The sequence below is a fragment of the Pedobacter sp. ASV1-7 genome, from assembly GCF_040203335.1.
GTDB lineage: Bacteria > Bacteroidota > Bacteroidia > Sphingobacteriales > Sphingobacteriaceae > Pedobacter.
Genome location: NZ_JBEHBV010000008.1, coordinates 169,499 through 183,204 on the forward strand (window position 1 = coordinate 169,499; position 13,706 = coordinate 183,204).

General features: G+C 36.6%; 13 protein-coding genes. 9 read left to right on the forward strand and 4 right to left on the reverse strand.

Translation table 11 applies throughout. From position 1 onward, the window contains the following. Nucleotides 1-37 precede the first annotated feature (37 nt). On the reverse strand, nucleotides 38-457 hold the full coding sequence (locus ABDJ41_RS18030) for an acyl-CoA thioesterase (RefSeq protein ID WP_349787480.1): 420 nt from the start codon (nucleotides 455-457) through the stop codon (nucleotides 38-40). A 114-nt stretch (nucleotides 458-571) separates the two neighbouring features. Here ABDJ41_RS18030 and rpsO point away from each other — a divergent pair, with 114 nt between their 5' ends. From rpsO to ABDJ41_RS18065, 7 genes are all read left to right on the forward strand, one after another. Beyond that, entirely contained in the window at nucleotides 572-874 is a 303-nt protein-coding gene (rpsO, locus tag ABDJ41_RS18035) for a 30S ribosomal protein S15 (RefSeq protein WP_349787481.1), read from the forward strand. 152 nt (nucleotides 875-1,026) lie between these two features. Then, the gene (pnp, locus tag ABDJ41_RS18040; protein WP_349787482.1) at nucleotides 1,027-3,177 is read left to right on the forward strand and encodes a polyribonucleotide nucleotidyltransferase; all 2,151 of its coding nucleotides are present in this window, start codon (nucleotides 1,027-1,029) and stop codon (nucleotides 3,175-3,177) included. 115 nt (nucleotides 3,178-3,292) lie between these two features. Next, the gene (rpe, locus tag ABDJ41_RS18045; protein ID WP_349787483.1) at nucleotides 3,293-3,967 is read left to right on the forward strand and encodes a ribulose-phosphate 3-epimerase; all 675 of its coding nucleotides are present in this window, start codon (nucleotides 3,293-3,295) and stop codon (nucleotides 3,965-3,967) included. Between the two features lie 29 nt (nucleotides 3,968-3,996). Then, nucleotides 3,997-6,342, forward strand: a complete 2,346-nt coding sequence (locus ABDJ41_RS18050; protein ID WP_349787484.1) for a TonB-dependent receptor — start codon at nucleotides 3,997-3,999, stop codon at nucleotides 6,340-6,342. Between the two features lie 47 nt (nucleotides 6,343-6,389). Then, complete coding sequence (gene serC, locus ABDJ41_RS18055; protein ID WP_349787485.1) at nucleotides 6,390-7,454, forward strand: 3-phosphoserine/phosphohydroxythreonine transaminase; 1,065 nt, start codon at nucleotides 6,390-6,392, stop codon at nucleotides 7,452-7,454. Between the two features lie 9 nt (nucleotides 7,455-7,463). Beyond that, nucleotides 7,464-8,414 carry a D-2-hydroxyacid dehydrogenase gene (locus ABDJ41_RS18060; RefSeq protein WP_349787486.1) on the forward strand — a complete coding sequence of 317 codons (951 nt, stop codon included), beginning with the start codon at nucleotides 7,464-7,466 and terminating at the stop codon, nucleotides 8,412-8,414. 62 nt (nucleotides 8,415-8,476) lie between these two features. Further along, nucleotides 8,477-9,721: a DUF1015 domain-containing protein gene (locus ABDJ41_RS18065; RefSeq protein WP_349787488.1), complete on the forward strand. Its 1,245-nt coding sequence runs from the start codon at nucleotides 8,477-8,479 to the stop codon at nucleotides 9,719-9,721. Between the two features lie 120 nt (nucleotides 9,722-9,841). Here the strand turns inward: ABDJ41_RS18065 and ABDJ41_RS18070 are convergent, their stop codons facing one another. Genes ABDJ41_RS18070 through ABDJ41_RS18080 form a run of 3 tightly spaced genes read right to left on the reverse strand, consistent with a single transcriptional unit; the run spans nucleotide 9,842 to nucleotide 11,493 of the window. Continuing rightward, nucleotides 9,842-10,405: a hypothetical protein gene (locus ABDJ41_RS18070; RefSeq protein WP_349787489.1), complete on the reverse strand. Its 564-nt coding sequence runs from the start codon at nucleotides 10,403-10,405 to the stop codon at nucleotides 9,842-9,844. Between the two features lie 15 nt (nucleotides 10,406-10,420). Then, complete coding sequence (locus tag ABDJ41_RS18075; protein ID WP_349787490.1) at nucleotides 10,421-10,705, reverse strand: putative quinol monooxygenase; 285 nt, start codon at nucleotides 10,703-10,705, stop codon at nucleotides 10,421-10,423. Nucleotides 10,706-10,713: 8 nt separating this feature from the next. Continuing rightward, a complete protein-coding gene (locus ABDJ41_RS18080; RefSeq protein WP_349787491.1) occupies nucleotides 10,714-11,493 on the reverse strand; it encodes an SAM hydrolase/SAM-dependent halogenase family protein in 780 nt (259 codons plus the stop codon). Between the two features lie 92 nt (nucleotides 11,494-11,585). Here ABDJ41_RS18080 and ABDJ41_RS18085 point away from each other — a divergent pair, with 92 nt between their 5' ends. Continuing rightward, nucleotides 11,586-12,560 carry a PhoH family protein gene (locus tag ABDJ41_RS18085; RefSeq protein ID WP_349787492.1) on the forward strand — a complete coding sequence of 325 codons (975 nt, stop codon included), beginning with the start codon at nucleotides 11,586-11,588 and terminating at the stop codon, nucleotides 12,558-12,560. A gap of 134 nt (nucleotides 12,561-12,694) precedes the next feature. Continuing rightward, nucleotides 12,695-13,639, forward strand: a complete 945-nt coding sequence (locus tag ABDJ41_RS18090; RefSeq protein WP_349787493.1) for a phosphoribosylaminoimidazolesuccinocarboxamide synthase — start codon at nucleotides 12,695-12,697, stop codon at nucleotides 13,637-13,639. Nucleotides 13,640-13,706 lie beyond the last annotated feature (67 nt).

The window sequence follows — 13,706 nt, forward strand, 5'->3', positions numbered from 1 at the left end:
TTGCGGTTTTGTTAGAAAGCAAATATAGCAATATTTTTTAAATGCTGTAAGCTTTGATCATTTCCTCATTCACTTTGCATCCTCTACCTGTATTGGTATCAATCATTACATAGTCAAACCAACCATCAGAAGCTATTTTCTTTGTGCGTTTGTTTTCTATTTCAAATTGTACTCTACAGCCTTTTTCGTTAATTGTAAGTATGCCTGTACGGATCAGAATTACATCGCCTAATACCAGTGGACGTTTAAAATCAACCAGCGCAGTTCGTACCACCCAGCCAAAACCACTTTCTAAAAAAGATTCCATTGGCATTTTATAGAACTCTGCCATCTGATCATAACGGGCTGCAAGTACGTAATCAAAATATTTGCTGTTGTGCACATGGTTAAACATGTCTATATCATCCGGACGTACTTTTAATTCACTCTCGAATATGCTATATTGATTTTTTTCCATGGTAATATATTGATTCGTCAAAAGTAGGATTTTTATTTTCTTGTTAATCATTAAAACATACCTTATCTTTGCACCCAATTAATTAATTTATAATAACTTTAGTATCATTCAAGAATGTATTTAAGTAAAGAAGTAAAAGCCGATATTTTCAAAAAACACGGCGAAGTAGAAACAAACACGGGTTCTGCAGAAGGTCAGGTAGCGTTATTTACATACCGTATTGCGCACTTAACAGAGCATTTAAAGAAAAATCGTAAAGATTTCTCAACTCAGTTAGCACTACAGAAATTAGTAGGTAAACGTCGTGGTATTTTGGCGTACCTATACAAAAAAGATATTGAGCGCTATCGTGCTATCATCAAGAACTTAGGTTTAAGAGATATCATTAAGCCATTGGGGTCGAAAGACAACAAATAGTCTGCTTTATCAAAAAAAGCCATTCTTTTAGGATGGCTTTTTTACTTCGTATGGTAAAATTGTTTGAGTTTTATCCTAAATTTGAAAAACTAAAAAAAGTATATATAAACAAGGTGTATCGAAAGAGGAAAATGCACCACAACAATTATTAAATGAATGTAATAAAAAAATCGTTCGATCTGGGCGATGGAAGAACAATCGAAATTGAAACAGGTAAATTAGCGAAACAGGCAGATGGGGCAGTAGTTGTAAGAATGGGGGATACCATGCTTTTAGCGACTGTAGTATCAACAGTTGGGGCAAAAGCAGGTGTTGATTTTTTACCTTTATCGGTAGATTATCAGGAGAAATATGCTGCTGCTGGACGTATTCCAGGTGGCTTTCTTCGCCGTGAGGCCAGGTTATCAGACTATGAGGTTTTAATCTCTCGTTTGGTTGACCGTGCATTACGCCCGATGTTCCCGGAAGATTATCACTCTGATACACAGGTGATGATTTCGTTAATATCTTCTGATAAAAATATAATGCCTGACTGTTTAGCTGGTTTAGCAGCTTCTGCTGCTATCGCGGTTTCAGATATTCCTTTTAACGGACCGATCTCTGAAGTACGTGTGGCTAAAATTGATGGTAACTTAGTGATCAACCCTTACGTATCTGATTTAGAACGTGCTACAATGGAATTCCTTGTTGCTGGTACTGAAAATGATATCGTAATGGTGGAAGGTGAGTGTGATGAGATTTCTGAAGCTGAAATGGTGGAAGCAATCGAGTTTGCTCATAAAGCGATCGTAATTCAGGTTCAGGCTCAAAAAGAACTGACTGAATTAGTTGGTAAAACAGTAAAACGTACTTATTTGCATGAAGACAGCAACCCTGAATTAAGAGAACAGGTATTTGCTGCTACTTATGATAAAGTATATGCTGTTGCTAAAAGCAATACCAGCAAAGGTGAGCGTGGTGATGCATTTGGTGCAATCTTAATGGATTTTATCGCTACTTTAGGCGAGGAAATTGATGATGTAACTGGCTTCCTGGCTAAGAAATATTTCCATGACGTACAATATGATGCAATCCGTAATCTGATACTGGACGAAGGAATTCGTTTGGATGGTCGTGATTCACGTACCGTACGTCCGATCTGGAGTGAAGTTGGTTACTTGCCTGCTGCTCACGGTTCAGCAGTATTTACACGTGGTGAAACTCAATCATTAACTACTGTTACTTTAGGTTCTAAAGATGATGAGCAAATGATTGATGGTGCTTTCATCAATGGATATAACAAATTCCTTTTACATTATAACTTCCCTGGTTTCTCAACTGGTGAAGTTCGTCCGAATAGAGGTGCTGGTCGCCGCGAAATCGGTCATGGTAACCTGGCAATGCGTTCATTGAAAAAAGTGTTACCCGGACTAGAGGAAAATCCATATACAATTCGTATCGTTTCTGATATTTTAGAATCTAACGGTTCTTCATCAATGGCTACTGTTTGTGCTGGTACTTTAGCACTTATGGATGCTGGTATTAAAATCAAAGCTCCTGTATCTGGTATTGCAATGGGATTAATTACTGATGAGAAAACTGGTAAATATGCCATCCTTTCTGATATTCTAGGTGATGAAGATCACTTAGGTGACATGGACTTTAAAGTTACTGGTACTGAAAAAGGTATTGTAGCTTGTCAGATGGACTTAAAAATCAATGGCTTGAAATGGGAAGTGTTGACAAACGCTTTAAACCAGGCTAAAGAGGCTCGTTTACACATCTTAAATGAGATGAAGAAAACGATTTCTGCTCCTCGTGAGGATTATAAAGACCATGCTCCACGTATCGTTTCTTTAAGTATTGATAAAGAATTTATTGGTGCAGTAATTGGCCCAGGTGGTAAAATTATTCAGGAAATGCAACGTGAAACCGGCGCATCAATCTCTATCGAAGAAGTTGGTAACAAAGGTATTGTGGAAATCTTTGCTGATAATAAAGCTGCAATAGATGCTGCTGTTGCACGTATCAATGCAATCGCTGCTAAACCAGAAATCGGTGCAACTTATGATGGTAAAGTAAAATCAATCATGCCATTTGGTGCATTTGTTGAGATCATGCCAGGTAAAGATGGTTTATTGCATATCTCTGAGATTGCATGGGAGCGTTTGGAAACTATGGATGGTGTGCTTAAAGAAGGTGATAAAATCCAGGTTAAACTTTTGGATGTTGATAAACAAGGTAAAATGAAGCTTTCAAGAAAAGCCTTATTGCCTCGTCCACCAAGACCAGAAGCTGCTAATACAGAAGTAAAACCAGCTTAATTTATAGCTGAATTAAATATGAAGAACCCCGCAATTAGCGGGGTTTTTTATTACATGGCATATTTTTTTATCTTTACATTTCCCGTAACTGATAATATCTAAAACCTTCAATAATATGCCACACCTTATCGCACCATCCGTACTTGCAGCAGACTTCGCAAACTTACAGCGTGATATTGAAATGATCAATTCAAGTCAGGCCGACTGGTTTCATGTGGATGTGATGGATGGCGTATTTGTGCCTAATATTTCATTTGGTTTTCCGGTTATTGAAGCAATCAAAAAATATGCAAAGAAACCTTTAGATGTGCATTTGATGATTGTTAATCCTGATCAGTATATCGAACGCTTTGCTGAGGCAGGTGCAGCTGTAATTACTGTACATTATGAAGCCTGTCCACATTTACACAGGACAATACAGGCAATTCATGCAGCGGGTTGTAAAGCAGGTGTAGCTTTAAATCCACATACACCAGTAACTTTGCTAAAGGACATATTGGCTGATCTGGATATGGTGCTGATTATGTCTGTAAACCCGGGCTTTGGCGGGCAAAAATTCATCTCGAATTCTTTAGATAAGATTGCTGAACTGAGAGCTATGGCTGCTTTGGTAAATCCTGGATTACTGATAGAAGTAGATGGAGGTATAGGTATTCACAATGCAGGTTTATTGTTAAAAGCAGGAGCTGATGTACTTGTTGCTGGAAGTGCAGTATTTGCTGCAGCATCACCAACTGAAATGATAGCAGCATTGAAACAGGTGGAGGGTAGATTGGTGCAGCATAGTTAATATTTTGATCTTAATATAAAACATAATTAATGCTCAGGATTTGCTGGTTGCTGATTTTTATTTTACAGGGATTGACGCAATTGTTTGCGCAGCCACTGATTAAAATATCTGGTCTGGTTACCGATGAATCAAAGCGACCATTGCAACAGGTAACAGTTAATGTATTAGGACAAAGCAAATCTACTGTCACTGATTTGAATGGTGCATATCACATTTATTCAAGTAAGAAGGTTTTTACACTTAAATATTCACTTTTAGGTTACAATCCTGTATTGGTAAACGTAAGTCAAAATAAAGCAGGAAGGATTACACAGAATATTGTATTGTCAGTGAACCCCAATGAGTTGGAGCAAGTAACCATTACAAATAAGCAGAATCAGTTAAGCAACAGTATTACTATTAATCTTATTGATGCAGCAAACCTGCCATCAGTTTCCGGAAATTTTGAAGCTATTTTAAAAACATTGCCTGGAGTATCTCCCAATAATGAAATGAGTAGTCAATATAGTGTGCGCGGAGGTAGCTTTGACGAGAATCTGGTGTATGTAAATGATGTTGAGATTAACAGACCTGTTATGATCCGAAATGCACAGCAGGAAGGTTTAAGTTTTATAAATCCTGATTTACTCAGTTCAGCAAAGTTCTCTGCAGGTGGTTTTGAAGCCCGATATGGCGATAAACTTTCGTCTGTACTGGATGTGAAATATGACCGTCCGGACAGTAGTAATGCTACGTTAAATGTAGGATTGCTGGGACTGTCGTTTAGCTCGAAAATAATTAGTAAGAACAGCTATCTCCTTGTGGGGTTAAGGTATAAGGATAATGCAGGGATATTAAACAGTCAGGATACAAAAGGCGTTTACAATCCTAATTATACAGATGTACAGTTGATTTACAATCATAATTTATCAAATAAATTCAGCTTTAATTTATTAGGAAATTTTAATAGTGGAACATTTAAACTGATTCCTGAAAATCGTGTCACCGAGTTTGGTACAATGAATACATCTGTGCGTATGAATGTAGATTATGTTGGTGAGGAGAAGGATAATTATCAGACCGCTGGAGGGGCTGTGACTTTTAAATTTATTCCCAAACCCAACTATGTAATTAAATGGATAAATAGCTATTTCAGAATAGATGAAAAAGAGCATATTGATCTGCAGGCCTGGTATGAGTTTGGCGAAGACAGAGGGGAAGGTACTTATTTAAATAATGCGATGAACTCCCTTAGCTCGCAGTTTTTCAGTTCAAAACTTAAAGCCGACCAGACTTTTAAAAATCATACGTTTTCATGGGGATTAAGGTTTGATTATAAAAATTACAATGATAATTTAAACGAATTTAATATAACTGCGTCAACCCTTCCTGCTAGTGGTGGTATTTATCAGAATAACCAGATTGCAGTGAAAAACACATTGGGTATCAAGTATTACAGTGCGTATGTACAGGATAGCTATCAGCTATCGACCAATACTGATCTGCAATTAGGGGTTAGGGGTAATTTTAATGATTTCAGTAATCAGTTTTTGTTAAGTCCAAGGCTATTGCTGGCTTACCGTCCACCTGGTAATAATAAAATATTGCGGTTTACTGCAGGGGTGTATCAGCAGGCACCAGATTATAGAAGCATAAGGAATTTTAATGGTCTCCTTAATTTTAACCAAAGGGCTCAACGTGCTTATAACACATCAGCGGGATTAGATTATGCATTTGATGGATTAGGGACACGCTTGAAGTTTAGTTCAGAGTTTTATTTTAAATATATGGACAGACTGGTACCTTATATGATGGATAATGTACGACTGAAATACCTTGGAAATCAGGAAGCGAGAGGCTATACTTTTGGTGCTGATTTTAGCGTGGGAGGTGAGTTTGTAAAGGATTTGCTTTCGTACTTCAGAGTGTCAGTAATGAAATCGGCTCAGGACATTAAAAATGATGGCTATGGCTATATGAAAAGACCTGCAGATCAGCGGATCAATTTCTCAGCTTATTTTCAGGATCGTTTTTTAAATAGCCCAACTTATAAAGTGCATTTGAGTTTACTTTATGGAACCAAATTACCTGTTGGATCACCCCTTAAACAACAGTACAGTGATAATTTTCATATTCCAGCTTATAAGCGTGCAGATATCGGATTCTCTAAAGACTTCTTAGATGATTTTAGTGTAAAAAAATCAAATTTCTTAGAGAAATATTTTAGTTCGTTTACAGGATGTGTTGAAGTATTTAATTTGTTGAATATTAATAATACGGTTTCTTATTTGTGGTTGAAGGATGTTGATGGCGTACAATATGCTGTTCCAAACTATTTAACGGGTAGGCGACTCAACCTGAAATTAGTGATGAAGTTTCAGAAAACCAAACGATAAACGGCATAAAAATGTTACATTTACCATCAATAAAACTACTATAAAAAATGAGACATAATTTCGGCGCAGGACCCTGTATTTTACCGCAGGAAGTATTCAAGCAAGCATCAAGGGCTGTTTTAGATTTCAAAGACGGCCTGTCTATCCTAGAGATCTCTCACCGAACATCAGAATTTGAAGCTGTTGTTAAAGAGACTGAAAATCTGGTTAAAGAATTATTAAACGTTCCTTCAGGTTATTCGGTTGTATTATTGCAAGGTGGTGCAAGCTTACAGTTTGCTATGGTTCCTATGAATCTATTGCCTGAGGGCGGTACTGCTGCTTATCTGGAAACAGGTGTGTGGGCAAATAAAGCCATCAAAGAAGTGAAAAACTTTGGTAAAGCGAATATTGTAGCTTCGTCAAAAGACGCAAATTATACTTTTGTTCCAAAGGATTATAATATTCCTGAAGACAGTGCTTATTTCCATTGCACTTCTAACAATACTATTTACGGAACTGAAATGTTTACCTTACCAGAAACAAAAGTTCCTGTAGTATGTGATATGTCGTCCGACATTATGAGTCGTGTAATTGATGTATCTCAGTATGACTTGATCTATGCCGGTGCACAAAAAAATATTGGCCCTGCTGGTTTAACTATTGCAATTGTAAAAGATGAAATTTTGGGTAAATCAGGTAGAAATATTCCTTCTATGCTGGATTATAAAGTTCATATTGATGGTGGTTCAATGTATAACACTCCACCGGTATTTTCTATCTATGTAGCTATGCTAAACCTAAGATGGTTAAAATCTAAAGGAGGTGTTGCTGAAATTGAAAAAGAAAACATTGCAAAAGCAAAAGCTTTATATGCAGAGATTGACAGAAATCCTCTCTTTAAAGGTACTTGCGCTGTTGAAGATCGTTCAAGAATGAATGTTTGTTTCGTAATGGAAAACCCTGAGCTTGAAAAACCTTTCCTTAAATTTGCTGAAGAAAATGGTATTGAAGGTATAAAAGGTCATAGAAGTGTAGGCGGTTTCAGAGCATCAATGTATAATGCTTTGCCAATCACTAGCGTTCACGCCCTAATTGAATTAATGCAGATTTTTGCAGAGAACCACAAATAAAATAAATAAATGATTAAGATTCTTGCTAACGATGGGATTGATCCTATCGGTAAAAAATTATTAGAAGAAGCCGGTTTTGTGGTGGATACCGAAACTGTTCCTCAGGATCAATTGGTAGAAGCCTTGAAAAATTATGATGGCATTACAGTTAGAAGTGCAACCAAACTACGTAAAGAACTGATCGATCAGGTGCCTAACCTGAAACTGATTGGAAGAGGTGGTGTTGGTATGGATAACATCGATGTAGAATATGCACGTAGTAAAGGTATTGCAGTAGTAAATACACCTGCAGCATCTTCATTATCAGTTGCTGAATTGGTATTTGCACATTTATTTACTGGTATCCGTTTTTTACAGGATTCTAATAGAAAAATGCCAGTTGAAGGTGCTACAAAATTCAATGCTTTGAAGAAAGCTTATGCTGGTGGTGTAGAACTTCAAGGCAAAACTATGGGTATCATCGGTTTCGGTCGTATTGGTCGTGAAACTGCTAAAGTTGCCCTTAGATTAGGAATGAATGTATTGGCTTATGATCTTTATCCTGCTGAAGGCACTTTACCTTTAACTTTCCAGGGTGGTGCTTCTGTAGAAATTCCTTTCAAAACTGTATCATTGGATGAAGTAATTGCAAATAGTGATTTCATTAGCTTGCATACTCCTTTTGCTGATAAACCTATTTTAGGTGCAGAAGAGTTTGCTAAAATGAAACAAGGTGTTGGTGTAGTAAACTGCTCAAGAGGTGGAACAATTGATGAGGCAGCTTTAATTGCTGCTTTAGATAGTGGTAAACTCGCTTTTGCTGGTTTAGATGTGTTCGATAATGAACCTACTCCTGACACGGCAATTTTACAACAGGCTAAAATATCTCTAACGCCTCATATCGGTGCTGCAACAAATGAAGCTCAGGAACGCATTGGCGTTGAGCTCGCTTCATTAATTATTGAGCACTTTAGTAAATAAGTAAAATTATATAAAGGGTACCCAATTAAATCGGGGTACCCTTTTTTTGTTTCTAACCAAATATGTCTTGTATAAAACCCTTCTGCGCATTTATGCCCGCAGGACCTTTGCTATCGGCAGTGGTCACGCGTCCGCTTGAAAATTACAGTACGGGAGAAGCACGTTTAATCGCTTCTGAAAATGCATGTAGTTTTTTACACCTGATTGATCCTGAATTGGATAATCCATACTTAAGAGGGACAAAACAAGAGCTGGTATTCAAAAAGATCAGTGAGAATTTAGAGAGTTTTATTGAACATAAATATCTGCAGCAATATGCTGAACCAGCTATTTACATTTATCAAGTTAAGCATGATGGTTTTTTGCAAACCGGAATCTGGACATTAACGCATATTGATGATTATTTAGAGGGTAGGATAAAAAAGCATGAAGCTACAGTTGAACGGCGAGAAATATTGCTGGCTGATTATCTGCAACAAACCGGTCTGGACGCCAATCCAGTGCTCATTACTTATCAGCCTGATGTAATTGTTGATAACATTACAAATCAATATTTGAAACAAACACCTACACTGGATTTTAGTTTTACTGATGGTACAGCGCATAAAATATGGGCTATAACTGATAAACAGGATATTGATGCGATAGTAAAGGCATTTGCTGATATGCCTGATGTATATATAGCTGATGGACATCACCGTGCTGCTTCAATGGCAAAAATGGGACAGCAAAAGAAAATGCTGAATAGTAAAAAACATCTGGGAACAGAACTGTACAATTATTTTAGTACGGTATATATGAATACTAATGAGGTTAAAGTTCTTGAGTTTAACAGATTGGTTAGAGACATGGGAGGATTAAGTGATGAAAGGTTTTTATCAGGTTTAACTCATTCTTTTATAGTAGAAAAAAGTGAAAAATCAATAAAACCTGATGCCCTTCATAAAATAGGAATGTATTTTAAAGGACAATGGTATACACTTATACCAAAGCCAGAAATATATGACGCAAATAACCCTGTTGATGTACTTGATGTAAGTATTTTGCAGAACTTTATTCTTGAACCTTTATTGAAAATCAAAGATCCAAGAACCGATGCCCGGCTTACTTTTGAAGGTGGTAGGACAGCATTAGCGGATTTGCAGAGTAAAGTTGATAATGGATTGTTTGCAATAGCTTTTGTATTGTACCCTACATCCGTTTCGCAGGTCATAGCCGTAGCCGATGCAGGTGGTGTGATGCCCCCAAAATCGACCTGGGTTGAGCCTAAATTTTTAGTAGGTCTGCTAACCAGTTATTTCAACTAAAGAGAATTGGTTAGCGTCCAATATTTATAACCGAGAATGGCCTTCTGTATATTGGTTAATTTCATTGGATCAACCTTATATAGTTTTGGCAATAATAGCTTATTGAGCTTAACAAGTATTTTAAAAAACTGTTTTTTCATTATCCTTCGTTAAAGATATCCGTTTTATTTTCCTTGTAAAGTACCAGATCAGCCCTGCTATTGTTAAAACAAGAAAAGCAATAATTAAGTTTGAAAGATTGCGGCCTACATCATGCGACAGTGCTTCTTTATGAAGCTTTTCATTTTGATCTTGCAATGTTTTGATTGCTACTTTATAATTCTGAATCCTATCACTTGTTTGGTTAGCATCATTTTTAACCGCTGTTACCTCAAGATCTTTATATTCCATCAGCGTCTTTAATTCCTTAAAGATGTTGTTATCATTCAAGACGATCTGTCGTAGAATTTCATTAGAGTTTCTGATGTCTTTTTTAGTTTGAAATCCGAATATCCCTGTGCGGGCATTCAGACTTTTATCATATTGACCAAATTTAGCACTGCGTTCTGCCAGTAAAGCATTAACTCTTAAACGTTGTGTTTGATATGCACTGGTATCGCCTTGCAAAGACTGGCTCTGCTCTCCTAAGGCCATAACATCAAAACTGATGCAGACAAATAAGATTATAAATAAGTTTTTAACCATTTTTTTTGCGGTTTGCTATGTATCAAGCAAACTCCATGCCTCAGCCTTGACTTTAAAGTTTGGCTTTACAACAGCCCAGGTTGTTTTGAAAAGATCTGATTGCCTATAAGCATTTAAGTGTTGCTCATCTTTCCAATGGCTAATCGTAAAGAATATTTCAGGATCATTCTGGTCCTGGAGCAATTGTACAGTCGAGCACCCATCAAATGATTCTATTTTCGGTTGTACCGATTTAAAAACTGTTCTGAACTCGCTAATAAATGCCGCATTAAAGTGCATTTTAACAATTCTGATTAACATAGTTATTTTTAAGAATGAAATTCGACCCTAACAATATCATTAAGGTGTAAGCCCAATAAGCCACTCGCTTTGCCCTTGTTTATGGCAATTTCTAAGTGATTACTAATGCCAAACAAGCAGAGTTTTTCTCCTTCTGGTACTTCGTTGTAATGCCAGCTGAGCTGACTGATTGTTTCGCTTTTTCTGAAATATAAAGTGAAATCTCTGTTTCGTTGAATTTTAGTGAACAATTCTTTAGTAATGTTGGTAATGACATTACTGAATGTGTCTATATAAATCACACTTCCACGGATGATGTCGCGCTCAATAACCGGGCTTAACAGCATCCTTTCTTCCACACTTTCTGTAGGAACACCAATGTCTTTTAATTTTGCACCCTTTGCTAATTGCGTTGCTGCTTTCACAAAAATATCAACCAACGGAAAATGTAGATATTTCAAATCCTGCATGATATTCAACTCTACAACTTCATCAGGTTTTTCATCAAAAAGCAAAGAAAAAATTCCATTGTCGGCCCCTACAAAATAATGATCTTTATATTTTAAAGCAATGTATTTTGTATGCTGACTATAAACAGAGTCAATACCAATAAGGTGGACTGTCTCTTTTGGAAAGTAAGGATAAACGTTTTTTAAAACGAAGGCGGCATGAGAAATATTGAACGAAGGCACTTCGTGTGTTACATCAACAATTGTAGCTGAAGGCAAGATACTCAGTATACTACCCTTAAGGGCAGCCTGATAAAAATCTTTTGAACCTAAATCTGTTGTTAAAGTAATAATGGCCATTAAAAATTGAATATTTATTCTTAACCTTGCGTAAGCGGCAAATCGCGTACAAATATATCAAAATATACACTCCTATCTAAAAAACAAATATTTTGAACGAACTGAAATTAATATTAGAATCGGTAAATCCGGCCCAGTTTTGGGGTACTAATAATGAGCATTATGAGTTAATGAAGAATGCTTTCCCAAAATTGAAAATCGTAGCAAGAGGTAATGAAGTTAAGGTACTTGGTGATGATCAGGAACTTAAGGGTTTTGAACTGAAATATAATCAGCTGATTGACCATCTGGAAAAATATAGTTCGTTAACGCCAAATGATGTGGAATCAATTTTAGCATCAAAAAAATCAGCAGCAATTGTTGAAAATGGAGTGGAAAAAACTACAATTAGTTCTGGTGGAGGAGGAGGTGAAGTTATAGTTTTTGGGACAAATGGCTTGATGGTTAAAGCCAGGACTGCTAATCAACGAAGAATGGTTGATAGTATCGGAAAGAACGATGTTCTTTTTGCTATCGGACCTGCGGGAACAGGGAAAACTTATACAGCAGTAGCGCTAGCAGTAAGAGCATTAAAGAATAAAGAGATTAAACGGATTATACTTACACGCCCAGCTGTTGAAGCGGGTGAGAACTTAGGTTTCCTTCCGGGAGATTTAAAAGAAAAAGTTGATCCCTATTTACGTCCTTTATATGATGCATTGGATGATATGATTCCTGCGGAAAAGCTGAAAACTTATATAGAAAACAGAACTATCGAAATTGCACCTTTGGCATTTATGCGTGGAAGGACATTGGATAATTGCTTTGTTATTTTGGATGAAGCTCAGAACTCAACTGACTTGCAATTGAAAATGTTCCTGACTCGTATGGGACCATCTGCGAAATTTATTGTCACTGGTGATGTTACCCAGATAGATTTGCCTAAAAAACAGATGTCTGGTTTACATAATGCTTTGAGAATTTTAGACGATATCCAGGGAATAGAAATCATATACTTGACAGGTGAAGATGTCGTTAGGCATAAATTGGTGAAAAAGATATTAAAAGCTTACGGAGATATTCAGTAATAGCTATTGGTACTTAGATGTTAGTATTTAGAATTCAGATGTTAATATTTAGCATTTAGATATTAGCATTTAGATGTTAGAATTTAGATATTTTTGGACTACTAACTACTCATTACTAACCACTAAAAAACAAAATGACAGCAATTAAAGGAACAAATTTTAGTTTTCCAAAACAAACCAGTTTTTATAAAGGGAAAGTGCGCGACGTGTACACTATTGATAATCAGTATATGGTTATGGTGGTTACAGACAGAATTTCTGCGTTTGATGTGGTTTTACCTGAAGCAATACCCTTTAAGGGACAGGTGTTAAACCAGATTGCATCTAAGTTTTTAAATGCAACAAAAGATATTGTGCCGAACTGGGTGATTAGTGTGCCAGATGAAATGGTAACAGTAGGCCGTATTTGCGAGCCATTCAAAGTTGAAATGGTTGTAAGAGGTTATATGGCAGGTCACCTTTGGAGAGAGTACAGTGCTGGCAGACGTACAGTTTGTGGTGTTACTTTACCTGAAGGATTAAATGAAAATGATAAGCTTCCGAACCCTATTATTACGCCGACTACTAAAGCAGCAGTGGGACATGATGAGGACATATCAAGAGAGGATATTTTGGCAAAAGGAATTGTTTCTTTAGCAGATTATACTTTGCTTGAAAAATATACTTATGCTCTGTATGAACGTGGTACGCAAATGGCAGCCGAAAGGGGTTTAATCCTTGCAGATACAAAATATGAGTTTGGTAAAGTTGGTGATGAGGTCTATTTGATTGATGAGATTCATACGCCTGATTCATCACGTTACTTCTATATGGACGGTTATGCAGAACGTCAGGAAAAGAAAGAGCCGCAGAAGCAATTATCGAAAGAGTTTGTTCGCAAATGGTTAATTGAGAATAATTTCCAGGGGAAAGATGGTCAGGTGATTCCTGAAATGACAGCTGAAATCGTTAACTCTATTTCTGAGCGATATATTGAGCTTTATGAGCAGATTATTGGCGAGAAGTTTGTGAAAAATGAACAGGCAGATGTAAATGCACGTATCGAAAAAAATGTAATTGCTTTTTTGAATAGCCTTTAATATTCAAAACAGATTTTACATATACAGATAAAATTAATTACTTTCGTATTAGACTAAACAATCAATA